Annotated in this window: 30 protein-coding genes; 11 read left to right on the forward strand and 19 right to left on the reverse strand. The window is 59.1% G+C overall.

Going from position 1 to position 22085, the window contains the following annotated elements; all coding sequences use genetic code 11:
• Positions 1-118 precede the first annotated feature (118 nt).
• Complete coding sequence (locus BDE40_RS10925) at positions 119-1810, forward strand: acyl-CoA dehydrogenase family protein (protein WP_134014560.1); 1692 nt, start codon at positions 119-121, stop codon at positions 1808-1810.
• A 46-nt stretch (positions 1811-1856) separates the two neighbouring features.
• On the forward strand, positions 1857-2243 hold the full coding sequence (locus BDE40_RS10930; protein WP_134014561.1) for an META domain-containing protein: 387 nt from the start codon (positions 1857-1859) through the stop codon (positions 2241-2243).
• Here the strand turns inward: BDE40_RS10930 and recO are convergent.
• From recO to folK, 13 genes are all read right to left on the reverse strand, one after another.
• Positions 2227-2958 (reverse strand): DNA repair protein RecO, encoded by a 732-nt coding sequence (gene recO, locus BDE40_RS10935; RefSeq protein ID WP_134014740.1) that lies wholly within the window; start codon positions 2956-2958, stop codon positions 2227-2229. The two genes, BDE40_RS10930 and recO, sit on opposite strands and share 17 nt — an antisense overlap.
• A 13-nt stretch (positions 2959-2971) precedes the next feature.
• Positions 2972-3304: a DUF1491 family protein gene (locus BDE40_RS10940; RefSeq protein ID WP_134014562.1), complete on the reverse strand. Its 333-nt coding sequence runs from the start codon at positions 3302-3304 to the stop codon at positions 2972-2974.
• The gene (gene era, locus BDE40_RS10945; RefSeq protein ID WP_134014563.1) at positions 3297-4211 is read right to left on the reverse strand and encodes a GTPase Era; all 915 of its coding nucleotides are present in this window, start codon (positions 4209-4211) and stop codon (positions 3297-3299) included. The genes BDE40_RS10940 and era overlap by 8 nt, the downstream gene beginning before the upstream one ends.
• Positions 4208-4888: a ribonuclease III gene (rnc, locus tag BDE40_RS10950; protein WP_134014741.1), complete on the reverse strand. Its 681-nt coding sequence runs from the start codon at positions 4886-4888 to the stop codon at positions 4208-4210. The genes era and rnc overlap by 4 nt, the downstream gene beginning before the upstream one ends.
• Positions 4889-4895: 7 nt before the next feature.
• Entirely contained in the window at positions 4896-5687 is a 792-nt protein-coding gene (gene lepB, locus BDE40_RS10955) for a signal peptidase I (protein WP_134014564.1), read from the reverse strand.
• Positions 5688-5742: 55 nt separating this feature from the next.
• Positions 5743-6156 (reverse strand): holo-ACP synthase, encoded by a 414-nt coding sequence (gene acpS / locus BDE40_RS10960; protein WP_134014565.1) that lies wholly within the window; start codon positions 6154-6156, stop codon positions 5743-5745.
• Complete coding sequence (locus BDE40_RS10965; protein WP_134014566.1) at positions 6156-6599, reverse strand: hypothetical protein; 444 nt, start codon at positions 6597-6599, stop codon at positions 6156-6158. The genes acpS and BDE40_RS10965 overlap by 1 nt, the downstream gene beginning before the upstream one ends.
• Positions 6596-7219 carry a LysE family translocator gene (locus BDE40_RS10970; RefSeq protein ID WP_134014567.1) on the reverse strand — a complete coding sequence of 208 codons (624 nt, stop codon included), beginning with the start codon at positions 7217-7219 and terminating at the stop codon, positions 6596-6598. The genes BDE40_RS10965 and BDE40_RS10970 overlap by 4 nt, the downstream gene beginning before the upstream one ends.
• Positions 7216-7959, reverse strand: a complete 744-nt coding sequence (locus BDE40_RS10975; RefSeq protein ID WP_134014568.1) for a pyridoxine 5'-phosphate synthase — start codon at positions 7957-7959, stop codon at positions 7216-7218. The genes BDE40_RS10970 and BDE40_RS10975 overlap by 4 nt, the downstream gene beginning before the upstream one ends.
• A gap of 69 nt (positions 7960-8028) precedes the next feature.
• On the reverse strand, positions 8029-8703 hold the full coding sequence (locus BDE40_RS10980) for a DUF2062 domain-containing protein (protein ID WP_134014569.1): 675 nt from the start codon (positions 8701-8703) through the stop codon (positions 8029-8031).
• 17 nt (positions 8704-8720) lie between these two features.
• Complete coding sequence (locus BDE40_RS10985; RefSeq protein WP_073142083.1) at positions 8721-10844, reverse strand: RelA/SpoT family protein; 2124 nt, start codon at positions 10842-10844, stop codon at positions 8721-8723.
• Between the two features lie 31 nt (positions 10845-10875).
• The gene (gene rpoZ / locus BDE40_RS10990) at positions 10876-11229 is read right to left on the reverse strand and encodes a DNA-directed RNA polymerase subunit omega (protein WP_134014570.1); all 354 of its coding nucleotides are present in this window, start codon (positions 11227-11229) and stop codon (positions 10876-10878) included.
• Between the two features lie 91 nt (positions 11230-11320).
• Positions 11321-11908 (reverse strand): 2-amino-4-hydroxy-6-hydroxymethyldihydropteridine diphosphokinase, encoded by a 588-nt coding sequence (gene folK, locus BDE40_RS10995; protein WP_134014571.1) that lies wholly within the window; start codon positions 11906-11908, stop codon positions 11321-11323.
• A 94-nt stretch (positions 11909-12002) separates the two neighbouring features.
• Here folK and BDE40_RS11000 point away from each other — a divergent pair, with 94 nt between their 5' ends.
• Entirely contained in the window at positions 12003-12581 is a 579-nt protein-coding gene (locus BDE40_RS11000) for a LabA-like NYN domain-containing protein (protein WP_073142076.1), read from the forward strand.
• Between the two features lie 36 nt (positions 12582-12617).
• Here BDE40_RS11000 and BDE40_RS11005 read toward each other — a convergent pair whose 3' ends face one another.
• Together BDE40_RS11005 and BDE40_RS11010 are read right to left on the reverse strand one after the other, a co-directional pair.
• A complete protein-coding gene (locus BDE40_RS11005) occupies positions 12618-13076 on the reverse strand; it encodes a GNAT family N-acetyltransferase (RefSeq protein WP_134014572.1) in 459 nt (152 codons plus the stop codon).
• A gap of 55 nt (positions 13077-13131) precedes the next feature.
• Positions 13132-13575 (reverse strand): c-type cytochrome, encoded by a 444-nt coding sequence (locus tag BDE40_RS11010; RefSeq protein WP_134014573.1) that lies wholly within the window; start codon positions 13573-13575, stop codon positions 13132-13134.
• 146 nt (positions 13576-13721) lie between these two features.
• Between BDE40_RS11010 and ispH the strand changes: the two genes are divergently transcribed.
• The 7 genes from ispH to BDE40_RS11045 all read left to right on the forward strand — a co-directional run bounded on the left by ispH (position 13722) and on the right by BDE40_RS11045 (position 18395).
• On the forward strand, positions 13722-14672 hold the full coding sequence (ispH, locus tag BDE40_RS11015) for a 4-hydroxy-3-methylbut-2-enyl diphosphate reductase (protein WP_134014574.1): 951 nt from the start codon (positions 13722-13724) through the stop codon (positions 14670-14672).
• The gene (locus BDE40_RS11020) at positions 14669-15625 is read left to right on the forward strand and encodes a serine hydrolase domain-containing protein (protein WP_134014575.1); all 957 of its coding nucleotides are present in this window, start codon (positions 14669-14671) and stop codon (positions 15623-15625) included. Before ispH ends, BDE40_RS11020 begins: the two co-directional genes overlap by 4 nt.
• A 75-nt stretch (positions 15626-15700) precedes the next feature.
• Positions 15701-16315 (forward strand): LysE family translocator, encoded by a 615-nt coding sequence (locus tag BDE40_RS11025; protein ID WP_134014576.1) that lies wholly within the window; start codon positions 15701-15703, stop codon positions 16313-16315.
• Positions 16312-16749 carry a DUF3429 domain-containing protein gene (locus BDE40_RS11030; protein ID WP_134014577.1) on the forward strand — a complete coding sequence of 146 codons (438 nt, stop codon included), beginning with the start codon at positions 16312-16314 and terminating at the stop codon, positions 16747-16749. Before BDE40_RS11025 ends, BDE40_RS11030 begins: the two co-directional genes overlap by 4 nt.
• Positions 16746-17336 (forward strand): class I SAM-dependent DNA methyltransferase, encoded by a 591-nt coding sequence (locus tag BDE40_RS11035; RefSeq protein ID WP_134014578.1) that lies wholly within the window; start codon positions 16746-16748, stop codon positions 17334-17336. The genes BDE40_RS11030 and BDE40_RS11035 overlap by 4 nt, the downstream gene beginning before the upstream one ends.
• Positions 17329-17778 (forward strand): ribonuclease HI, encoded by a 450-nt coding sequence (gene rnhA / locus BDE40_RS11040; protein WP_134014579.1) that lies wholly within the window; start codon positions 17329-17331, stop codon positions 17776-17778. Before BDE40_RS11035 ends, rnhA begins: the two co-directional genes overlap by 8 nt.
• Positions 17775-18395: a trimeric intracellular cation channel family protein gene (locus tag BDE40_RS11045; protein WP_134014742.1), complete on the forward strand. Its 621-nt coding sequence runs from the start codon at positions 17775-17777 to the stop codon at positions 18393-18395. Before rnhA ends, BDE40_RS11045 begins: the two co-directional genes overlap by 4 nt.
• Here the strand turns inward: BDE40_RS11045 and fmt are convergent.
• Genes fmt through def (BDE40_RS11065) form a run of 4 tightly spaced genes read right to left on the reverse strand, consistent with a single transcriptional unit; the run spans position 18392 to position 20761 of the window.
• On the reverse strand, positions 18392-19300 hold the full coding sequence (gene fmt / locus BDE40_RS11050) for a methionyl-tRNA formyltransferase (protein ID WP_134014580.1): 909 nt from the start codon (positions 19298-19300) through the stop codon (positions 18392-18394). The two genes, BDE40_RS11045 and fmt, sit on opposite strands and share 4 nt — an antisense overlap.
• On the reverse strand, positions 19297-19791 hold the full coding sequence (def, locus tag BDE40_RS11055) for a peptide deformylase (protein WP_134014581.1): 495 nt from the start codon (positions 19789-19791) through the stop codon (positions 19297-19299). The genes fmt and def (BDE40_RS11055) overlap by 4 nt, the downstream gene beginning before the upstream one ends.
• Positions 19788-20243 (reverse strand): peptide deformylase, encoded by a 456-nt coding sequence (gene def, locus BDE40_RS11060; protein ID WP_134014582.1) that lies wholly within the window; start codon positions 20241-20243, stop codon positions 19788-19790. The genes def (BDE40_RS11055) and def (BDE40_RS11060) overlap by 4 nt, the downstream gene beginning before the upstream one ends.
• Positions 20240-20761: a peptide deformylase gene (gene def / locus BDE40_RS11065; protein WP_134014583.1), complete on the reverse strand. Its 522-nt coding sequence runs from the start codon at positions 20759-20761 to the stop codon at positions 20240-20242. Before def (BDE40_RS11065) ends, def (BDE40_RS11060) begins: the two co-directional genes overlap by 4 nt.
• Before the next feature lie 154 nt (positions 20762-20915).
• Between def (BDE40_RS11065) and BDE40_RS11070 the strand changes: the two genes are divergently transcribed.
• Positions 20916-22085, forward strand: coding sequence for a MalY/PatB family protein (locus tag BDE40_RS11070; protein ID WP_134014584.1), 1170 nt, complete (start codon positions 20916-20918; stop codon positions 22083-22085).

The raw sequence follows: 22085 nt of genomic DNA on the forward strand, positions 1-22085 counted from the left end.
CGCATCAAATAAATCTTTGCGACATTTTCGTACTCTAACCTACATTTTTGCGCATCAAAGTTGCGCTGCACCTGCAAAAGGATTATTTCAGTGAAAAGCTTTATAAAGGATTCGAGACATGGCCCATGATGGACAGGATATGACCCTCGCTACCCCAACCCAAACGGTACTGCCGGATCTGCTAACACTGACTGCAGCCGCCCTTGCCCCAATCAGCGAACTGCTCAATAAGGCGAAAGAAGCGGTGCGGGCGCAAGTTACTGATAACGGGCGTATTTCAGCGGTTTTGCTAGAGCAAAATCAAACCGCTGCCCATGGGCTTGCATGGCTCGCCACTTATGTGCAGTCCCTGACCCAGATGCAAAAATGGGCTGAAAAACTAATCGCCGAGGGCAAATTTTCCGAGGTTGAGCAGCTGATTCACCAGATCGCATTTGGCGAGTATCTTGGTCAAATCCAAGGTGGCATTCCCATGTCACAGGGTGAAATTCTGCGACTGCAAGATATTGGTCTGTCGCAAGACGACCAGAACAGCGCCATCACGGTCGAGATCACAACCCTCACCCGCACGGCTAATACCCAGGCCGCACGCACGCGGCTTGTGGAACTGATGCAGGAACGCTCCGCGGAAATCATCACAGGCGCTTCTGGCCTTGATGACGAACTGGAAATGATCCGCGAACAGTTTCGCCGCTTTTCAGTGGAAAAGGTCGAGCCCTTTGCACATGACTGGCACCTCAAAGATGAGCTGATCCCGATGGAGATTATCGAGGAACTGGCAGAAATGGGTGTCTTCGGCCTGACCATCCCCGAAGAATACGGCGGGTTCGGGCTATCCAAAGCCTCTATGGTTGTTGTCTCCGAAGAATTGTCGCGCGGCTATATTGGCGTGGGCAGCTTGGGAACGCGGTCCGAGATCGCAGCCGAGTTGATCCTATGCGGTGGCACTGATGCGCAGAAAGAAAAGTGGCTGCCCAAACTGGCCTCCGCCGAAACCCTGCCAACAGCCGTGTTTACAGAGCCGAACACAGGCTCCGACCTAGGTGCGCTGCGAACCCGCGCAGTCAAGGATGGCGATGACTACAAGGTCACCGGCAACAAGACATGGATTACCCACGCGGCGCGCACCCATTTCATGACGCTGCTCGCGCGCACGGACCCCGACACGACCAACTATAAGGGTCTGTCCATGTTCATCGCCGAAAAGACCCCCGGCGACGATGCCGACCCCTTCCCGACCGACGGCATGACTGGCGGCGAGATCGAGGTGCTGGGCTATCGCGGCATGAAGGAATACGAACTCGCCTTCGACAATTTCCACGTCAAGGGTGAGAACCTGCTCGGCGGCACGGAAGGTCAGGGCTTCAAGCAATTGATGCAAACCTTCGAGAGCGCGCGCATCCAGACCGCCGCCCGCGCGATTGGCGTCGCGCAGTCAGCCATCGACGTCGCCATGCAATACGCCAACGACCGCAAGCAGTTTGGCAAATCCCTGATCGACTTCCCCCGCGTGTCCGGCAAAATCGCCATGATGGCGGTGGAAACCATGGTTGCGCGCCAGCTGACTTACTTCTCGGCCGACGAAAAAGACCACGACCGCCGCTGCGACCTAGAGGCTGGCATGGCTAAACTTCTGGGTGCCCGCGTCGCTTGGGCCAGCGCCGACAACGCGCTGCAAATCCATGGCGGCAACGGCTTCGCGCTAGAATACAAGATCAGCCGTATCCTGTGCGATGCCCGTATCCTCAACATCTTTGAAGGTGCTGCGGAAATTCAGGCGCAAGTCATTGCCCGTCGCCTGCTGGACTAAGAAACGTGACTAAACATATGGGGCGTGGCCTGTTAAACCGTGCCCCATGAAACAATTCGCACTCATCGCTTTGATTTTACTTGCCGCTTGTAAGGACGAAACCATTTCCGGCTACGCAGAAGACGGTGCAGTTTGGCAGCTCGAGTCGATTAACGGTGCCGCGTTCAAGGCCCGCGCCAGGCTCACCTTTCCACAGCCCGGAAAAATCGCGGGCTCCGGTCCTTGCAACCGCTATTTCGGCAAGCAAACCGCGCCCTATCCGTGGTTTTCTGTCGACGGCGTCGCCAGCACAAAGCGCGCTTGCCCCGATATGCGAGCCGAAAGTGTCTTCTTTGAAGCTCTAAGAAAGATGACCTTGTCCGAGGCAACGGGTGCAACACTCATCCTATCGAACGAAACGGGTGATCAGATGATCTTTAAGGCGTCCGAGTAGCCCCCAGCGCCTCGACCAACCGATCCCGCGCTGGCGGCAAAGGTTTATTACCCAATTGCGGGGCCATCCACGTCGTTAGGAAGTATCCGGTCGTCGCCAACGCATCCGGCACACCTTCAAGCGATCCATCACCGACGCCTCGCAAACAGTTCGGCAAGTTCAGTAGTCGCGAAGCCCATTCGCCTGCTCCTTGTCGTGACACCGCGCGGCCAGTTCGGGGCGAGACATAAATCAACTCCTGCATCGACCCCGTCACAGCGCATGATGACAGGTCCAGGCCGAAGCCCAGTTCTTCCAACAACGCCAATTCCCACTGCACATAGGCGAGCGGCCAAGCATCGCTTTCTCCCAGAAGGTCGAACACCAACAAAGTTCGATCGTAGAGTTCTGGGTGCGGATCACGTTCAGCGAGTGCGAATTGCAGTAACCCACAGAGCGCATTTAAACCCGCCAATGCTTTACGGTCGCCCATAACAGCCGCCGCACGGGATTTAACCGGCTCAACCGTGAACGCCCCCAAATGACCTTCAAGGCGCGCGCGCCACGAGACATCCAACTGCGCTCCGGGTTGCAATATCGGGGCCATTTTACGCCCCGCGCCTCCGCGCACGACACCTGCATGCCGGCCATAGTCGGGGGTAAAGACATCAATGATGGCTGCGTGCTCGCCGTGGCGGCGCGCTGATAGCAAGACCCCTTGGCTCCGCCAATCCATCATTCACTCTCCGTTAAGTCAGGCCTTCTTGGTCCAAAAGATGCCGGCCCGATTTGTCCTCGACTTCGATTACCCATAGATCAGGGTCGAAACTCAGTTGCATTGTAATGGCCTCGTCGACCTTTCGCTCGTCATCTTCGCTCAAGACGATCCAAGCCCTCTCACCGCTCATCAGATCAAAAGACCGCTGATAGGCCACCGCCTGCCCGTCCAACGTGTTCAACTTGACCATAACGACACCCGCTGTCGGATCACCCTTGGAAGTCACAAAGGCCGGAATATTCGCCAGCCGCAGGCGGTTCAGGTAAGCAGAAACCCAGAAGTCAGTTGTCAGGCGACTACTCATTACCGTCTTTGAAATCCAAGCCCATCTCGGAGTAGCGTTCGCTTTCCTCAAGCCAGCCGGGTCGCACCTTCACCTGTAAAAACAGGTGAACCTTGCGGCCTAGAAACTCAACCAATTCCTCGCGAGCGGCTTTGCCCACCGCTTTAATTGTCTCGCCCTTGGCACCCAGAACGATGCCCTTGTGGCCATCTCTGATCACGTAGATGAGTTGCTCGATACGGGCAGAGCCGTCCTTTTGCTCCTCCCAGTTTTCGGTCTCGACAGTCATCTGGTAAGGCAGTTCCTGATGCAGTCGCAGTGTCAGTTTCTCGCGGGTAATCTCGGCGGCGATCTGGCGCATCGGCGCATCGGCCAATTGGTCTTCGGGGTACAGCCACGGACCTTCCGGCACTTTACCTGCAAGCCACTGCCGCAACGCATCGACCCCATGGCCCTTCTCGGCCGAGATCATGAACGTCTCTTCAAACGCGAAACGGTCATTCAACTCCTTGGTCAACCCAAGCAGCACGTCCGATTTCACGCGGTCGATCTTGTTGATTGCTAGAACCACCGGCGCGCCAGCGGTGCGCTCTGCCAAACCGTCCATAATGGCGCTGACACCTTCAGTAATGCCACGATGTGCTTCGACAAGCAGCACTACGATGTCTGCGTCCGATGCCCCGGACCATGCGGCAGCAACCATCGCGCGATCCAAGCGGCGACGCGGGCGAAACAAGCCAGGCGTGTCCACAAACACCAGTTGCGCCTGCCCTTCCATCGCCACCCCGCGAATACGCGCGCGCGTGGTTTGAACCTTATGCGTGACGATCGACACTTTCGCGCCCACCATCCGGTTGAGCAGCGTCGATTTGCCGGCGTTCGGCTCTCCGATCAGCGCGATGAAGCCCGCGCGGGTTGCCTCGGTCATGTGTCCAGCCTTTCTAAAAGCGCTTTGGCCGCAGCCTGTTCCGCTTGCCTCTTGGCCCCTGCTTTCGCTTCCGCACGCTCGCCCGAGGCAAGCGTCACCGCGATGGTGAATTCCGGCGCGTGGTCGGGGCCTTCGCGCTTGATGATCTCATATATAGGCGTGGTCTCGCCGCGCGCTTGCACGAATTCCTGCAAGGCTGTTTTTGGGTCGCGGGCATCTTCTTCGACCTCGTGAACCCGTTGACCCCAAAGTCTAAGTATCAGGTCGCGGGCCGCGGTGAACCCACCGTCACGGTATACAGCCGCGATCAGCGCTTCCATCCCGTCGCCCAGCAACGCCTCTTTGCGGCGCCCACCCGATACCATTTCCGACTTACCCAATTTCAGCACTGCGCCAAGTTCAATGTCTCGCGCGACGGCGGCACAGGTCTCTTTACGCACCAACGCGTTGTAACGCGGGGCTAAAACCCCCTCGGTTGCTTCTGTGTCAGCGTCCAGCAAAGCCTCGGCCATCACAAGGCCAAGCACGCGGTCGCCCAAGAACTCTAACCGCTGATTGTCGGGACGCGTGGTCGACGAAATCGAGCCATGCGTCAATGCGCGCACCAGAAGTTCCGGCTGATGAAACCGATATCCGATCCGGTCACAAAAAGCCGAAAGCTCTGCCGACAGTTTCATCGCGGGCCTACTCAATCGCTTTGAAGAACCGGTCGCCGCGCCAGGTCCAAAAATACAGCATGCGGGAGCCCGCTGACGAGAAGATCACCCGGTCCGCGCGGCCCAGAAGGTTGGCAAACGGCACCATGCCGACGCCGCCGCCGGTCTGGGCGAACCGCGAGTCGATGGAATTGTCGCGGTTGTCCCCCATGAAGAAGAAATGCCCCTCAGGCACGTTGAACACCGGCGTGTTGTCCGCGCCCATGCCGTCACGGATGTTCAGGATGGCATGTGTGACACCACCTTCCAGTGTCTCCATCGCACGCTCTTTCTCGCATTCGCCACCGATACCGACCGCACCATTGCTGCACGCCGGGAAGCCCCCAACCGAACCTTGAGCGTCATAGGTTTCGACAAACGGATCAGTTGGCACCTGCTTTTGGGCTTGTCCGTTCAAGAACAGTACCCCGTTCTTCACCTGAACCTTGTCACCCGGCAGGCCGATCAGCCGCTTGATATAGTCCTGACCGCTGACGGGGTGGCGGAAGACCACGACGTCGCCGCGCTCCGGCTCGTCACCAAACAGGCGGTCGGGGATCGGGCAGACGCCGAATGGGCAGCTATACTTGGAGTAGCCATAGGCCATCTTGTTGACGAACAGAAAGTCACCGACCAGCAAAGTGTCCTTCATGGATCCGGACGGGATCCAGAACGGCTGGAAAAACAACGTGCGGAATACGGCTGCAATCGCCAATGCGTAGACCACAGTCTTAACGGTTTCCATGATGCCTTCCGGCTCTTTGTCACTGCTGCGTGCCATCAATATTCTCTTATTTTCAAGGTTGGGTGCTACATGCGACCAGCGGGGGTCGGAGTCAAGCCGCCGCCACTGCAATGGGTCGCGCTTCGATCACGACGAAGGCCTGCGCCCAAGGGTGATCGTCGGTCAATGTGACATGAATTACAGCCTCGTGTCCTTCAGGCGTCATGTCACGCAAGCGTTCCGCTGCCCATCCGGTAACCTCCATCACAGGTTGCCCTGTGCGAAGATTGCTCACCGCCATGTCCTTCCACGAAATTCCCATGCGCAGTCCCGTGCCCAATGCCTTGGAACACGCTTCTTTTGCGGCCCACCGTTTAGCATAGGTTCCGGCCACGTCCTTGCGTCGCTCGGCTTTTCGTTGCTCAATGTCCGTGAAAACGCGATTGCGAAACCTGTCGCCGAACCGCGCCAGCGTGCCTTCGATCCGTTCGATATTCGCCAAATCCGTCCCGATCCCAAGGATCATCAGAACCCCGCCGTGATTGCGCCAGTGGACTGGTTCAGCGTCACATTCAAAACCTTGTCATCGAACCCACCAGTGCTCGCGTTGTAGGTCTTCACCTTAACGCCCCATGTGAGTCCTTTGGCGGGATCGTAGCTACTGTCCATTCCCTCCAACGTCATACCGCCAAAACCCAAGCTACCGCTACTGCCGACCATCATGCACTGACGCCCACCCACTTCATCAAAAGGCGGAGAGAGGACAAGCAGTTGAAACGCCGCCGCTGCCGGCTCCAACGTGTCGATCACAACAAGCCGAACACGGTTGCCGGCGAAGGTTTGTGTATGGGCTGCCCAAGGTTCGCCAATGGCATCTACACCGGCCAACTCGTCACAAGGACGAACCTCTTGGGCGAAAGCCGGAAGAGTGACCAACGCGAATAGCCACGCACTCAGTATTCGTTTCATGTCAGCCTCGCTGTTAGAATTTTCAAACCTGCAAGTCCAAACATAAGACCAAAGCTGATCTCAAACCATCTCCGCATCTTCTGGTAGCCTCGGATAAACGCCGCCGTTGAAAAAAGCAGCGCATAGCCGAAGAAAACAAGGTTGGACACGATGAACAACGCGCCGAAAGTTTCCCATACAGCCCGAGGGTCTGATCCCGGCGGCACTGCGATGGCAAAGATTGCCCCCCAGCCAAAGATCGCCTTAGGATTGGTAAGATGTAGTAACAGCCCCTTCAAATAGACCGAGTGCAGACCGCCGCGCTTGGCTTGAACCTTCGCCAGCGGTTTATCGGAAAGACCCGATCGCAAAGCCTTGAAGCCCAAATACATCAAATAGGCGGCGCCAACGTAACGCAGCACTTCCACCAGCCATGCATTCGCAAGCATCAATGCGCTCATCCCCAATGCAGCCGCAACGCCCCAAGACGCGGAGCCGCAAACGATACCTGCAGCAACTGCCAATCCCGCTGCTCGGCCGCGTTCCATAGAAGTGCCCGCAATTGCCAGCGTTGCTGGCCCCGGAGAAGCCCCGCCAATTGCCCACGCCAAAAGCAGCAAGGCAAACTCGATACCCGTCACGCGCGCGCCTCGTCCATCAGACGCCGCATTTCCTTGATTGCGGGGGCCAGCCCCGTGAATATCGCCTCTCCAATCAGGAAATGCCCGATATTCAGCTCCACAATTTCCGGCAAAGCCGCAACCGGTTTCACGCTGTCAAAGGTGAAGCCGTGCCCTGCATGAACTTCAAGGCCTAACGAATGCGCGAGCGTGGCCATGTCGCGCAAGCGCACGAATTCCGCGTCCCGCGCGTCAAAACGACCTTCGGCATGGGCGTCGCAATAGCTGCCCGCGTGCAGCTCGATTATGTCTGCGCCAATTCGTGCCGCGGCGCGGACCTGCCGCTCGTCGGCCCCGATAAACAGGGACACCCGGATACCCGCATTCTTGAAGGGAGAGATATAAGCTGCCAGCCGATTGTCGTCGCCCGCAACGTCCAGACCACCTTCCGTTGTCCTCTCTTCGCGCCGTTCCGGCACAAGGCAAACCGCATGCGGCTTGGTCGCCAACGCGAGCTTCTGCATCTCGTCCGTAGCCGCCATCTCGAAATTCAGTGGAACAGAAATCGCGTCTTTGATTGCACCCATGTCCGCATCGCGGATGTGGCGGCGATCTTCCCGCAAATGCGCAGTGATCCCGTCCGCCCCTGCCCCTTGCGCCATGAGTGCAGCACGAACCGGATCAGGATTATCGCCACCACGGGCATTTCGAACTGTTGCAACGTGGTCGATATTCACGCCAAGGCGTAGCTGGTTGGTCATCGGTGCAGTCCTTTGGAGATGGCTCTTCACATCAGATCATAGGACAACGCGCGGCAAGCTCAACATCGCTTATTGCGAGCGACTGTCTTCGGCTTTCTTGGCCGCCTTGCGGAGCCTAATTTCTTCCAGCTTTGCCTTGATCCGTCCCTTGCGGCGGTTCTGATACGCCGCAATCACCGGAGAGCTTAGATAATAAGCAATGGTTCCCGCCACCACCCCGGGAATGAGACCACCTACCATATAAGGAAGGAACACCTCGTCATAAAAGCCGGCCAGTCGATCCCAATGGGCCACGTCATCGGTAAACATCGCCCAAAAGTTATCTTTCAGGTCACGCCAGGCACCCGCGAAACGTCGTGCGAGGTTCATGTCGGGCTCAAACTCGGTGCCAAGCAAGAAGTGGCCTGTCTTTAGCGACACGACGCCAATCGGCAAGTATGTGAGCGGGTTGCCAAAAAAAGTCGCCATCAACGCGGCCAGAATGTTGCCACGCATGACTTTTGCGATGAAGGCCGCGATGAAAAAATGAAAGCCGTAAAATGGGGTGAAAGTTGTAAACACACCCGCAAAAATGCCCCGCGAAATACGATGAGGCGCATCAGGCAAGCGACGAACGCGGTGCTTAACATACCCGAACGCCCGCCCCCAGCCACCTTGCGGCCAGATCAAATGCCACGCCCACAGGGCCCAGCTTTTTGGCGTTCGGCGTTTGAACACGTCTGGTCTTTCACCTCTCCGCCCCATTGTCTCGGGGCCACTCGTTACGGTTTGCGGCTCAAATCTCGGTGCCGTTCCAACCCAGCCACATCACTATCCGCTTCGATAGCTGTCATCACCCCGTGCAAATGCTCGGAATCTCTGACGTCGACATCCATCAATAACTGGAAATAGTCCGGTTTGCGGTCGATAAAATGCATGTCCGAAATATTCGCCTTCTGCTCCCCGATCAATGTGCAAATACGTCCCAGCACCCCAAAGCTGTTGCCGATGGTTAACGCCAGAGTAACCGTATTGGTTGCGGCGTGTCGTCCAGAATGCCAGCGAATATCAAGCCAGCGCTCTGGCTGGTCCTCCAACTCGACGAGCGCGTCGCAGGCGATGGCGTGAACAAACACCCCCTCGCCCTTGTACTTGATCCCGACAATCCGCTCGCCCGGCACCGCCTGGCAACAGGCAGCGCGCTTGACCTGCACACCCTCGGGCAGACCGACAACGGGCCGTTCATTGTCCGCAGGCTCCATATCCGCCTTGCTGGCAAGCTCTGGGTACAGCGCGGTCACAACTTCGCGTGCCGACAACTCGGTCGAGCCAACATATTCCAGCAGCTGTGAAGCATCGGTCAAGCTCAACTCCTTCGCCGCAGTCTCTAACGCCTTGTCCGATGCCTTCTTACCGACATGTTCAAACGCCACGCGGGTCAGCTCCCGCCCCAGTTTGATATAGCGGTCACGGTGCTCTTCACGTAGGGATTTACGGATTGCCGATTTCGCCCGCCCCGTGACCGCGATATCGATCCATGTCGGCTGCGGCTTTTGCCCTTCGGCGGTGATGATTTCCACCGATTGGCCGTTGCGCAACCGCGTCCAAAGCGGCACCCGCAATCCATCAACCTTCGCCCCGACGCAGCTATGCCCGATCCGAGTGTGGATCGCGTAGGCATAGTCTAGCGGTGTGGCACCCCGCGGCAGCTTGATCACCTCGCCTTTCGGGGTGAAACAGAACACTTGGTCCGAATACATCTCCAACTTCACATGCTCGAGAAAATCGTCATGGTCGTCGGCTTGATCGAACCGCTCTGTCATCGAAGACACCCAAGTAGACGGGTCAACGGCAAACGGGTTTTCGACCCGCTCTCCGTCACGATACGCCCAATGTGCGGCGACACCGGCTTCGGCAACATCATGCATTTGGCGGGTTCGTATCTGGATTTCTACGCGCTTGCCGTCGCGCCCCGATACGGTCGTGTGGATCGAACGGTAACCATTGGTCTTTGGCTGGCTGATATAGTCCTTGAAGCGACCGGGCACGGAGCGCCAACGGCGGTGCAACACCCCCAAGGCACGGTAGCAATCATCCTCGGAATTGGCGATCACGCGGAAGCCATAGATGTCGGATAGACGCGAGAAGCTTTGCTTCTTCTCCTCCATCTTGCGCCAGATCGAATAGGGCTTCTTGGCGCGTCCAAATACCTTGCCTTCAATATTCGCGCGGGCCAATTCGGTGCGGATGTCTTCGGTGATTTTCGGGACAACATCGCCCGTCTCTTTTTGTAGTGTGATGAAGCGCCGGATGATTGACGCCCGCGCATCCGGGTTCAGGACGCGAAATGCCAGGTCCTCCAACTCTTCACGCATCCAGTGCATCCCCATGCGCCCCGCTAAGGGCGCGTAGATATCCATTGTTTCGCGGGCCTTCTGAATCTGCTTGTCTGGGCGCATGTGTTTGATCGTGCGCATATTATGCAGTCGGTCCGCCAGTTTGACCAAAATGACCCGAAGGTCCTTGGACATCGCCATAAACAGCTTGCGAAAGTTTTCCGCCTGCTTGGTCTCGGTCGAGTTCAGTTCCAGATTGGTCAGTTTGGTGACGCCATCCACCAGTTCCGCGATCTCCGAGCCAAAGCGGCGTTCCACCTCGGAATAGGTCGACCCCGTGTCTTCAATCGTGTCATGCAGCAATGCTGTGACAATCGTCGCATCATCCAGCCAACGCTCGGTCAGCAGGGCGGCAACTTCAACAGGATGGGAGAAATATGGCTCGCCGGAATGCCGTGTCTGCCCTTCGTGCATTTTCGCACCGTAGGCATAAGCATCCCGGATCAGGGCTTCGTTGGTGTTCGGATTGTAGGCGCGGACCATTGCGATCAGGTCGCTGTCAGAAATCATCCGTTTGGTCCGCCGCCAATTTTGTAGAGCCTTACTTTGGCCCTTGTGCTTCCATCAAGGCCCGCAACAGCTTCTCTTCGGACATGTCGTCATCGGCAGGTTTGTCCTGCTCAACACCCATGAGAAGCGCCATGGCGTCTTCTTCAGGCTCGTCCACTTCGATCTGTGTCTGGTTGCTTTCGATCATGCGCTCGCGCAACTCGTCAGCAGTCTGGGTCTCTTCCGCAATCTCGCGCAGCGATACGACAGGGTTCTTGTCGTTATCACGATCAATGGTGAGCGCGCCGCCGGACGCAATCTCACGGGCACGATGGGACGCAAGCATAACCAGTTCAAAGCGGTTAGGTACTTTGTCTACGCAATCTTCAACCGTCACGCGGGCCATGGGGGACTCCAGTCATTCACAGGGGATGTCAGACGGCACAATTAGGACCGTTACAGGACGAATACAACCTCAAAACCCGCAAATTTGGCCTTCACAGAGGGCAAATCGTGCCTTTTTCCGCATCCGGCAAGGCTGATAACATATCTGCAAGGCTACGACCGCTTAAAGGATGCACCCAATCAGGCGCAATATCAGCCATTGGAATCAATACAAATGCGCGGTCCTGAATCCTAGGATGCGGCAAAATCAGATGGTCCGGCGCTTCCTTCATCTGACGCTCCAACGGCAGATCAACCCAATGCGTCACTGTCTCGGCATCCGGGAGTATCCTGCCTCCATAATCCAGCAGATCCAGATCGAGCGTACGAGCAGCCCAGCGCGTCTCTCGCACCCGTCCGAAATCAGCCTCAACACGGTGTAAATGCACCAAAAGAGCGTCTGCTGGCAGGCTGGTCTCAAGCGCTATAGCGGCGTTCACGTAGTCCGGCCCGCTGCCTGGCGGAAACGCGGGACTTCGGAAAAAGCGGCTTTCCGCCAGCACGTTAATCGAGTCGCAAGAAATTGCTTGTTTCACGTCGCGCAGGGTGAATTCCGGTGATCCAGAGCTTGACGTCGCGTTACTACCCAGCGCAACATGGGCTATTATCAGCCCTTTGTGACCCCCCGTGGGTTGCGGCATAAGCTTTTTTCCTTATGTTTGCTGAAGCGCGTACGCCTGCGCCCTTCACTCGGGGACTATTAAACAGGCTGAGCGATTATCGGAAGGACATTTGATGTTTTATAAAGACGAAAGGCTGGCACTGTTTATAGACGGGTCGAATCTATATGCCGCAGCCAAGTCTTTGGGGTTTGACATTGACTACAAGCTCCTAAGACACGAGTTCATGCGCCGCGGCAAAATGTTGCGCGCATTCTACTATACAGCCCTGCTCGAGAATGACGATTATTCGCCCATTCGTCCGCTTGTGGACTGGCTGCATTACAACGGCTTTACCATGGTCACCAAACCGGCCAAGGAATACACCGACCGTGAAGGTCGTCGTAAGGTCAAAGGCAACATGGATATCGAACTTGCTGTCGATGCTATGGAACTCGCCCCACATGTCGATCACATCGTGATCTTCTCGGGCGACGGCGACTTCCGCCCCTTGATCGAAGCAATCCAGCGCAAAGGCGTGCGTGTGTCGGTCGTGTCGACGATCCGCTCCAACCCGCCAATGATCTCTGATGAACTGCGCCGCCAGGCCGACAATTTCATCGAGCTCGACGAGCTGCGCGAAGTGATAGGCCGCCCGCCACGGGAAGGGGACATGAGCTTCACCCGCGAACGGGAACGCGAAGTCACAGAATAAGAGAGAACGCCGGGGCATCGCTCCGGCGTTTTCGTTTCAGACTGTTTCGCCGTCAACATCCAGATCATACGTCACCCAACCGGTACGCGTCGCCAGTTGGTCGTACAATCCGCGTGCACGGTAATTGTCATCCGCGGTGATCCAGCGAACGACGCCCCAACCTCGATTGCGACCCTCAGCCTGCACGGCGGAAATCAGCGCCTCGCCCACCTTCAGGCCTCGCGCGTCAGGATTCACAAACAAATCATCCAGAAACCCGCCCGTTCCCGCTGCCAGCGGTCGCGCAAAAGGCCGGTAATGGGCCAACCCTACAAGCGCGCCATCCACCTCAGCGACAAATCCGTTGACCTCATGGTCGGTGTCCATCAACCATTCCCAGACTCTGTCACGCATGTCGTCAGTCTGCGCGACCCCGTAGAACGCGGCATACCCTTTGTAAAGTGCGCCCCAAGACTTCCGGTCACTTGCAGCAACCGCTCGTATCTTTATCGACATAGTAAAGTCTCCAATCCAGTGGACCCTAGCCGATGCCGTAATTGCAATGCCACCCCTAGCGGCTCATCGCGCTATGGCGTTCTTGGATATCCTCAGGCCATGTACTCTTGATATAAGCGAGGGCCGCCTTGATCTGGGCATCCGTCAATTCATCCTCAAACCCGCGCATATCACTTTTGTAGTCCCCGCCAACAAGCGCCTCCGTCCCGTACTTTGTGATCGCGAACAGTTGCTCGTCTGCGTGGTGCCACGTGTGGCCCGTGATGTCATGCGGTGGCGCAGGCAGCCGTCCATTGGCACCGCGTTGCCGCCAGTTAGGTTGTCCTTCCAGATCGCCTCCGTGGCACGAGGCGCAGGCCCCATCGTAAATCAGCTTGCCCTCGGCGATGACCTCCGGATTGGCATAAGGTGCGGTCTGAGCACTTACGTTGGACACCTGAACGGTTGCCAAAATCGCCACAAGAATAGCGCCGTAGGGAATGAGAATTTGCCTGATCATGGTGTTAGATGCTCCTTTTATGAAAAGCTCTTATCCGGCTTCCAGCAGGTGGAGGGTCAAGCGCCCAAAACACACATTTCCGCGAGGCCCCACTGGACCCCGCCCACTCAAGCCCTTAATTCATGCCCCAAGCAGGAGCGCATAACATGACCAAGCCCCCCCTCACCCTCTACCTAGCAGCCCCGCGCGGGTTCTGCGCAGGCGTGGACCGCGCCATCAAAATCGTGGAGATGGCGTTGGAGAAATGGGGCGCACCCGTTTATGTCCGCCACGAGATCGTGCACAACAAATACGTGGTCGACGCGCTGCGCGATAAGGGCGCCGTATTCGTCGAGGAGCTTGAAGAATGCCCCGATGATCGACCAGTGATCTTCTCCGCTCATGGCGTGCCAAAGGCCGTACCCGCCGCCGCAGCCAAGCGCGAAATGGTCTATGTCGATGCCACCTGCCCGCTGGTCTCCAAGGTTCATATCGAGGCGGAACGTCACCATTCCAACGGATTGCAAATGGTCATGATCGGCCATGCCGGCCACCCCGAAACCGTCGGGACGATGGGCCAGTTGCCCGAGGGCGAGGTGATCCTCGTAGAGACCCCCGAAGACGTCGCCACCATCACCCCGCGCGACCCTAAAAAGCTGGCCTTCATCACCCAGACCACCCTGTCCGTCGATGATACCGCCGACGTGGTCACCGCATTGCAGACCCGCTTCCCCGCGATCATCGGGCCGCACAAGGAAGACATCTGCTACGCCACCACCAACCGCCAAGAGGCTGTGAAGGCCATGGCCACCAAGACCAGCGCCATGCTGGTCATCGGCGCGCCGAATTCGTCCAACTCCAGACGACTGGTCGAGGTCGGGGCCAAGGCGGGCTGCACCTACGCGCAACTGGTGCAACGCGCCGCCGATATCGACTGGCGCGCGCTGGACGGCATCGACAGCATCGGCATCACCGCAGGCGCTTCCGCCCCCGAGGTGCTGATCAACGAGGTCATCGACGCCTTCAAGTCCCGTTATGACGTGACTGAGGAAATCGTGGAAACCGCCGTCGAGAACGTCGAGTTCAAAGTCCCCCGCGTGCTGAGAGAGCCGGCATGAGCCTGCGCGCGCTACTGATTGGTGCTATGCTGCTCACTACGCCCGTGGCCGCACAAGATGATCGCCAAGCCGCCATCGTTACCGCGTTCGAGGCATGGATGTCCGACCACAGCATCACCGAAGCCTCCATCGCCGTGCTCGCAGGCGATGCCCGCGCACCGACGCTGACGAAGGGCTACGGCCGCGATGCCGCCGCGCCTGTCACATTGGCCAGCCTGTCGAAAGCCATCACCGGCGCTTGCATCGCGGTGTTCCAGCAAGAAGGTGTCTTCGACCTCGACGCGCAGATTTCAACGCTGATTGACGCCCCCGAAGGCACGGGCAGTTTGCCCGATTTTCTGTCCCAGACCTCCGGCTTTGACGAAGACTTGACTCAAGGCAAGCCGTGGCATCTGGAAGCCGTCCGCACGCCGCGCCATAAGCTCGCGACCAAACTGGCGCTGGAAGCCCCCCGGGCAGATGCATCCTTCCGCTACAACAACGCCAACTACGCCGTACTGGGCGCCGTGATCGACGCCCATGCGCAACAAGACTACGAGGCCGACTGCCGGTCGCTGGTTCTCGATCCTCTGGGCATCACCACCGCAGCGCTCGACCCTGTCTGGGGCCCGCTGGGAGCGTGGGGCGGCTGGTCCATGTCCGTTGGCGATTACGCCCGGTTTGCAAAGGAGTGGTTCGGCAGCACCCGCAACATCGGGCGCGCGCCGCTTGACTGGCCCCATGCCGAGCTTGGGCGCGGTGCGAAATATGTGATGGGGTCATTCTATCGTAATATAAAAGGGCACAACCTCTTCTGGCACGCGGGATTGCTGTGCTGGGACGACGATGGCGACGGCTCCTATTTTGCCAGCTACGGCGGCGAAATGGTCGTGGTGGTCAGCTACGCCGCCTGTCTGGAGGACGGCGCGCTTGGCGATCTGGACACGTTCTTGTTCAAGGCGGCGCTGCGTTAGTAGGGTGCCGCGCAAGGGCGTGACATCTTCGCCTGCCATGATATCCCTGTATCACGCAACCGGAGCACCCTGCCCATGATCACCACCCAATTCCTGCTGACGGCCCTCGTCGTCGTCCTCGCCCCCGGCACCGGCGTTATCTACACGCTGGCGATGGGCCTCGGCCAAGGCCGCCGCGCGGCACTTTGGGCCGCGTTGGGGTGCACCTTCGGCATCGTCCCCCACCTCGCCGCCGCCACGCTGGGACTTGCCGCCGTGCTGCACACCTCCGCCCTGCTGTTCCAGATCGTCAAATTCGCGGGCGTCGCCTACCTGCTTTACCTTGCGTGGCAGATGCTCAAATCCGGCGGCACCCTGTCGGTCAACGGCACGCAAACAGCGCAAAACGGTTGGCGCACCGCCCGTCGGGGCGCATTGATCAACATCCTGAACCCCAAGCTGTCGATCTTCTTTCTCGCCCTGCTGCCTCCGTTCCTGTCCGGCAACCCCGCGACAGTCACGATTGAGATGACCCTGCTCGGCACGATCTTCATGGCTCTCACCTTCGCGGTCTTCGTCCTCTACGGCCTCTTCGCCGCCCGCGCCCGCGATGCGATCCTAGGCTCCGAGCGGGTGCTAAAATTGCTCAACCGCTCCTTCGCGGCAATCTTCGCGGGCCTTGCCGGAAAACTGGCGCTGGAACGCGCATGATCCCCCGCCCCGCCCTTACCCTTGGCCTTGCGGGCCTGCTTCCGTTTCTGTGGGGGGCGCTCGGCATATTGATCCCCTCCATCGACGACCAGACCACGGCCCTGCTGGGCCAGCGGTTCGGCGCGTCCCATATCCTGATCTTCTACGGCACCGTGATCCTGTGCTTCATGTCCGGTGTGCTTTGGGGCTTCGCCACCAAAACCAACGCCGCCATAGCCTACGCGCTGAGCACCCTGCCCGCCCTCTGGGCGTTCTTCACCATCGGTGGCGGTGGCACGCGCGCCACCACCGCCGTGCTGATCGGCTTTCTGCTGGTCTTCGCCTGCGATGTGCAATTCGCCCGCTGGGGCCTCACGCCCGCATGGTGGCTCAAGCTCCGCGCGCTTCTGACGGTCATCGTTTGCACCTGCCTCCTCATAGGAATTTACGCATGAGCGACAAGGAAACCATCGACGTCTACAACGCCCGGGCCGCCGCCTACGCGGACACGTTCGCGCGCAACAAGCCCGACGCCGACCTACTGGCTTTCATGGAGGCGGTCACGCCAAACGGGCACATACTCGACCTCGGCTGCGGCCCAGGCAATTCTGCCGCAATGATGCAGGCGGCGGGCTTCACACTCAAAGCCACCGACGCCTCCCCCGAGATGATCCGCATCGCTCGCGACCAGCACAAGGTCGACGCCCGCCTCGCAACCTTCGACGACATATCAGGCATCGACCGCTACGATGGCATCTGGGCCAATTTCTCGCTGCTCCACGCGCCGAAAGCCGACATGCCCCGCCACCTGTCCGCCCTGCGCGAGGCCTTGAAACCCAGCGGCATATTCCATATCGGCCTCAAGATCGGGGACGACGCCAACCGCGACAAGATCGGGCGGCTCTACAGCTACTATCAGGAAGACGAATTGAAACACCTCCTTACAAACGCAGGCTTCACCCCGCGCAGCACCCGCCTCGGCGCGGAGCCGGGGCTTGACGGCACCGTCGCCCCTTTCATCATCGTGCTGTCCGATGGCTGAGCTGTTCGCCTACACGGACGGCGCATGTTCCGGCAATCCTGGTCCCGGCGGCTGGGGCGCCATCCTCATCGCGCGTGAAGGCGACACGGTCGTCAAGGAACGCGAGCTGAAAGGCGGCGAGGCCAACACCACCAACAACCGCATGGAAATGCTGGCCGCGATCAACGTGCTGGAAACCCTCAGCCGCGCCTCCAAGCTGACGATCGTGACCGACAGTTCCTACGTCAAGGACGGCATCACCAAATGGATTCACGGCTGGAAGGCCAAGGGTTGGAAAAAGAAGGGCGGCGAGATCAAGAATATCGACCTCTGGAAGCGCCTTGACGAGGCCCAGTCCCGCCATGACGTCACATGGGAATGGGTCAAGGGCCATGCAGGCCACCCCGAAAACGAGCGGGCGGACGAGTTGGCACGCGCTGGTATGGCCCCGTTCAAGCCATGACATCGCTGGTCTATCTCGACTACGCGTCGGTTTTCGTCTTCGCCCTCACCGGCGCGCTGGTCGCCAGCCGCGCCCAGCTTGATATCGTGGGCTTCATCTTCATCGCCTGCCTCACGGCTGTCGGCGGCGGCACCGTGCGCGATGTACTGCTGGCCCGCCCCGTGTTCTGGATGGAGGAGCCGACATTCATCATGGTCGCCTCCGTCGCTGCCTTCATCGTGTTCTTCACCGCGCATCTGCTGGAATCCCGCTACCGCTCGATCCTCTGGATCGACGCGCTGGCGCTGGCCGTAGCCGTCCCCGCAGGGGTCGCGGCGGCGGTCTCCATGGAATCCACATGGCCTATCGTGCTGATCATGGGCGTCTCGACCGGCTGCTTTGGCGGCCTGATGCGCGACGTAGTGTGCAACGAAGTGCCACTGGTCCTCAAACAGGGCGAGCTTTACGTGACCTGCGCCTTCACAGGAGCCGGTGCAGCGGTCGGCCTGCTCGCCCTAGGCCAGCCCCTATCGATCGCGCTGCTCGGCTGTGCAGTGGTCACGCTGGCCTTACGCACAGGTTCCATCGCCTTTAGTTGGAGCCTGCCCGTCTACAAAAGCCGCCCGCCGCGCGTCTAGGAAAAGCGCTGCGGCGGGGTCCAGCCTTGCGTCACAACCGCCACATCACCAGCCTTCTTGCCCGCCCGTTGCAGCGTCAGGATTGAAACGGCCTCGTCGCCACTGCCTACGTGCAATTCTCCCGCCAAGACCCGAACGTCTCCGGCAGGAATATCCTGCAAGGTCACTGCGGCTCGCAAGCATTTGATCCGCTCACCATCCGCCTCTGTCCAAGCCCCCGGAAAAGGCGAAAGCCCGTTAATCTGGCGTACAATCTCGGCAGAACCACGCGTCCAGTCGATGCGCGCCTCCGCCTTATCGATTTTGGAGGCGTAGGTCACACCGTCCTCGTGCTGTGGCTCCGGCACCAGTTCGTCTAAACGCGCAAGCGCTTCCACAATCATCTTTGCTCCGATGGCACTCAGCCAGTCATGCAACTCACCCGTTGTCTCTGTCGCGCCAATCTCCGTCGCCTGACGCAGCAATACTGGGCCTGTGTCCAGCCCTGCCTCCATTTGCATGATGCAAACGCCAGTCTCAGTATCGCCCGCCATTATAGCACGATGGATCGGCGCAGCCCCGCGCCAGCGCGGCAACAGCGAGGCGTGAATGTTCAAGCACCCGTGCTCCGGCGCGTCCAGCACCGCTTGCGGCAATATCAGCCCGTAGGCCACGACCACGGCCACATCTGCGCCCAGCGCGGCAAATTCGTCTTGCTCCGGCGTGCCCTTCAGCGACACCGGATGGCGCACGGGCAGGCCCAGTTCCTCGGCCCGCGCCTGCACAGGCGACGGTCGGTCCTTCTTTCCCCGCCCCGCAGGGCGCGGCGGTTGCGAATACACAGCAACGACCTCGTGACCCGCCTCGACCAGAGCCTCCAGAACCGGAACGGAAAAGTCCGGCGTGCCCATAAAAACGATTTTCATCGCACCAGCTTCCTTGCCTTTTTCACCAGCATTTCCCGCTTGGTGCGACTAAGGTGGTCAAAATACATCTTGCCCTGTAAGTGGTCGATCTGGTGCTGCGCCGACGTCGCCCAAAGCCCGACAAAGTCGCGCTCCTCAACCTCGCCCGCTGCGTTCATAAACCGAACCGTCACGGCGCGCGGCCGTGAGATCACCGCCGAAACACCCGGCAAATTCGGCGACGCTTCCTCATGCTCCCGCATCTGTCCGCTGGCATGCAATACCTCGGGGTTCACCATCAGCACAGCCTGTCCCCGCATGTCCGAGGCATCCACAACAGCCAGCCGTTGCATCACCCCGATCTGCACCGCAGCCAGGCCCACACCGGGCGTCGCGTCCATGGTCTCGACCATGTCCGCCCAAATCGCACGGGTCTCGTCGGTGATCTCGGACACATCCTCCGCCACCGTCCGCAAACGCTTGTCCGGCCACATCACAAACGGTCGCTTCATGCCGTCACCTCATAGTCCAAAATCAGCACGCCATCGAGGTGATCTATCTCGTGCTGCACGCAGGCCGCCGCAATCCCCTCAAAAGCGCCGCGCCGCTGCGCGCCGGTCTGGTCCATCCACATCGCTTCGATCCGCTCGGGCCGCTCCACCCACACAGGATGATCCGCAATCGACAGGCAGCCTTCGTCGTTGCGTTGCATCTCTACAGATCGCGACAATATTTCGGGGTTAATCATCACGACAGGGCTGCGCTCCCCCTCTTTCCAGCTGCAATCCATCACGAACAGCCGGATCTGTCGCCCCACCTGAGGCGCGGCCAGCCCGCGCCCGGGCGCGTCATACATCGTCTCGAACATATCGGTAATCAGCCCGCCAAGCGCTGCCACGTCAAAGACCGGCTGACATAGCTGACGCAGCACGGGATCCGGATGCTGCACAATCGGCAGGATCATCCCGTGCGGGCCATTTCACGCTTCAGCTTGACCATCTTGCGAGTAATCATCTGCCGTTTGAGAGGGCGCAAATAGTCAATGAACAGCTTGCCATCCAAATGATCAATCTCGTGCTGCACGCATGTGGCCCACAGACCATCAAAGGTTTCTTCCTGCTCGGCTCCGTCGCGGTCCATCCAACGCACCGTAACGTCTGCAGGGCGGGTGACATCGGCATACTGCTCAGGGATCGACAGGCAGCCTTCCTCATAGGTGTTTTCCTCTTCCGAACAGGCGATAACCTCAGGGTTGAACATCACCAGCGGGCGGGGGCTTTCACCTTCTTTCTTGATGCAGTCCAGCACGATCAGACGGTCCATCACGCCGACCTGCGGCGCGGCCAAGCCGATGCCCGGCGCGTCATACATGGTCTCAAGCATGTCGTCCGCCAGCTCCCGCAGCGCGTCCGAGACGTCAACAACAGGTTTCGCCAGTTTCTTCAGGCGCGGGTCGGGATGGATCAAGATCGAGCGTTTCATGCCGCCCAGATAGACGTTCCTGCCATGCGGAACAAGTCCTAGGGGCGGAACTCCACCCGTCCAGACTGCCGCCGCGCAGGCTGTGCTAATTTTCGCTCTTGCAGCCCCACAGGAATCCCGCGACCTTGCGCGCGATATTAAGGAGAGCTGATCCATGAGTTTCGACACCCCAATCGACCGCCGCGGCACACATTCGTCCAAGTGGGACAAGATGGAGACCCTCTACGGCGTCTCGCCCAAGGACGGCATCGCAATGTGGGTGGCGGACATGGACTTCCACCCGCCGCAATGCGTGCAGGATGCGGTCAAGGCGATGCATGATCACGGCGTTTACGGCTATTACGGTGACGAAACCGAATATCGCGCGGCCATCCAATGGTGGATGAAAACCCGACACGGTTGGACACTGAATCCCGATCACATCTTCACCACCCACGGGCTGGTGAACGGAACCGCCATGTGCCTCGATGCCTTCACCGCTCCCGGCGACGGCGTCGTGCTGTTCACGCCCGTCTACCACGCCTTCGCCCGCGTCATCAAAGCCGCTGGCCGCGAGGTGGTCGAGTGCCAGTTGGTCAACACCAATGGCCGCTACGAGATGGATTTCGACGCTTACGACGCGCAGATGACGGGCAAGGAGACCATGCTCATCCTGTGCTCGCCACATAACCCCAGCGGGCGTGTCTGGACCAAAGGAGAGCTGCAAGCCGTTGCCGCTTTCGCAAAACGCCATGACCTCATTCTGGTCTCGGACGAAATCCACCACGACCTCGTCTTCAACGGTCACACGCATATCACCATGGCAAACCTGCCGGGGATCGAGGACCGGCTGGTGATGATGACCGCTACGACCAAGACCTTCAACATCGCGGGTTCTCACGTTGGCAATGTCATTATCGCAGATCCGGATTTACGCGCCCGATTTGCTGCCCGCATGGCCGCGAAGGGACTAAGCCCGAACAGCTTTGGCTTGTTCATGGCCACCGCCGCCTATTCGCCCGAAGGCGCAACGTGGGTCGATGAGCTTGTCGAATATCTCGACAAAAACCGCAAAACCTTCGACGCAGGGATTAACGCCATTCCGGGTCTTTCCTCGATGCCCATGGAAGCAACCTATCTGGCATGGGTCGACTTCTCTGGCACCGGCATGAGTCGCGAAGAGTTCACCAAGCGCACCCATGACACCGCCAAGATCGCGGCGAGCCACGGCCTGACTTTTGGCACTGGTGGCGAAGAATTCATGCGCTTCAACATCGGCGCACCGCATGCTGTCATTAAAGATGCGGTCGCCCGTATGCAGGCCGCGTTCGCGGACCTGCAATAG

The organism is Litoreibacter halocynthiae (genome assembly GCF_004365635.1).
Lineage (GTDB): Bacteria > Pseudomonadota > Alphaproteobacteria > Rhodobacterales > Rhodobacteraceae > Litoreibacter > Litoreibacter halocynthiae.

Coding starts and splice junctions, on each gene's coding strand:
- BDE40_RS10925 (WP_134014560.1), top strand. CDS start 119: ATGGCCCATGATGGACAGGATATGACCCTCGCTACCCCAACCCAAACG.
- BDE40_RS10930 (WP_134014561.1), top strand. CDS start 1,857: ATGAAACAATTCGCACTCATCGCTTTGATTTTACTTGCCGCTTGTAAG.
- recO (WP_134014740.1), bottom strand. CDS start 2,958: ATGGATTGGCGGAGCCAAGGGGTCTTGCTATCAGCGCGCCGCCACGGC.
- BDE40_RS10940 (WP_134014562.1), bottom strand. CDS start 3,304: ATGAGTAGTCGCCTGACAACTGACTTCTGGGTTTCTGCTTACCTGAAC.
- era (WP_134014563.1), bottom strand. CDS start 4,211: ATGACCGAGGCAACCCGCGCGGGCTTCATCGCGCTGATCGGAGAGCCG.
- rnc (WP_134014741.1), bottom strand. CDS start 4,888: ATGAAACTGTCGGCAGAGCTTTCGGCTTTTTGTGACCGGATCGGATAT.
- lepB (WP_134014564.1), bottom strand. CDS start 5,687: ATGGCACGCAGCAGTGACAAAGAGCCGGAAGGCATCATGGAAACCGTT.
- acpS (WP_134014565.1), bottom strand. CDS start 6,156: ATGATCCTTGGGATCGGGACGGATTTGGCGAATATCGAACGGATCGAA.
- BDE40_RS10965 (WP_134014566.1), bottom strand. CDS start 6,599: ATGAAACGAATACTGAGTGCGTGGCTATTCGCGTTGGTCACTCTTCCG.
- BDE40_RS10975 (WP_134014568.1), bottom strand. CDS start 7,959: ATGACCAACCAGCTACGCCTTGGCGTGAATATCGACCACGTTGCAACA.
- BDE40_RS10980 (WP_134014569.1), bottom strand. CDS start 8,703: ATGGGGCGGAGAGGTGAAAGACCAGACGTGTTCAAACGCCGAACGCCA.
- BDE40_RS10985 (WP_073142083.1), bottom strand. CDS start 10,844: ATGATTTCTGACAGCGACCTGATCGCAATGGTCCGCGCCTACAATCCG.
- rpoZ (WP_134014570.1), bottom strand. CDS start 11,229: ATGGCCCGCGTGACGGTTGAAGATTGCGTAGACAAAGTACCTAACCGC.
- folK (WP_134014571.1), bottom strand. CDS start 11,908: ATGCCGCAACCCACGGGGGGTCACAAAGGGCTGATAATAGCCCATGTT.
- BDE40_RS11000 (WP_073142076.1), top strand. CDS start 12,003: ATGTTTTATAAAGACGAAAGGCTGGCACTGTTTATAGACGGGTCGAAT.
- BDE40_RS11005 (WP_134014572.1), bottom strand. CDS start 13,076: ATGTCGATAAAGATACGAGCGGTTGCTGCAAGTGACCGGAAGTCTTGG.
- BDE40_RS11010 (WP_134014573.1), bottom strand. CDS start 13,575: ATGATCAGGCAAATTCTCATTCCCTACGGCGCTATTCTTGTGGCGATT.
- ispH (WP_134014574.1), top strand. CDS start 13,722: ATGACCAAGCCCCCCCTCACCCTCTACCTAGCAGCCCCGCGCGGGTTC.
- BDE40_RS11020 (WP_134014575.1), top strand. CDS start 14,669: ATGAGCCTGCGCGCGCTACTGATTGGTGCTATGCTGCTCACTACGCCC.
- BDE40_RS11025 (WP_134014576.1), top strand. CDS start 15,701: ATGATCACCACCCAATTCCTGCTGACGGCCCTCGTCGTCGTCCTCGCC.
- BDE40_RS11030 (WP_134014577.1), top strand. CDS start 16,312: ATGATCCCCCGCCCCGCCCTTACCCTTGGCCTTGCGGGCCTGCTTCCG.
- BDE40_RS11035 (WP_134014578.1), top strand. CDS start 16,746: ATGAGCGACAAGGAAACCATCGACGTCTACAACGCCCGGGCCGCCGCC.
- rnhA (WP_134014579.1), top strand. CDS start 17,329: ATGGCTGAGCTGTTCGCCTACACGGACGGCGCATGTTCCGGCAATCCT.
- BDE40_RS11045 (WP_134014742.1), top strand. CDS start 17,775: ATGACATCGCTGGTCTATCTCGACTACGCGTCGGTTTTCGTCTTCGCC.
- fmt (WP_134014580.1), bottom strand. CDS start 19,300: ATGAAAATCGTTTTTATGGGCACGCCGGACTTTTCCGTTCCGGTTCTG.
- def (WP_134014581.1), bottom strand. CDS start 19,791: ATGAAGCGACCGTTTGTGATGTGGCCGGACAAGCGTTTGCGGACGGTG.
- def (WP_134014582.1), bottom strand. CDS start 20,243: ATGATCCTGCCGATTGTGCAGCATCCGGATCCCGTGCTGCGTCAGCTA.
- def (WP_134014583.1), bottom strand. CDS start 20,761: ATGAAACGCTCGATCTTGATCCATCCCGACCCGCGCCTGAAGAAACTG.
- BDE40_RS11070 (WP_134014584.1), top strand. CDS start 20,916: ATGAGTTTCGACACCCCAATCGACCGCCGCGGCACACATTCGTCCAAG.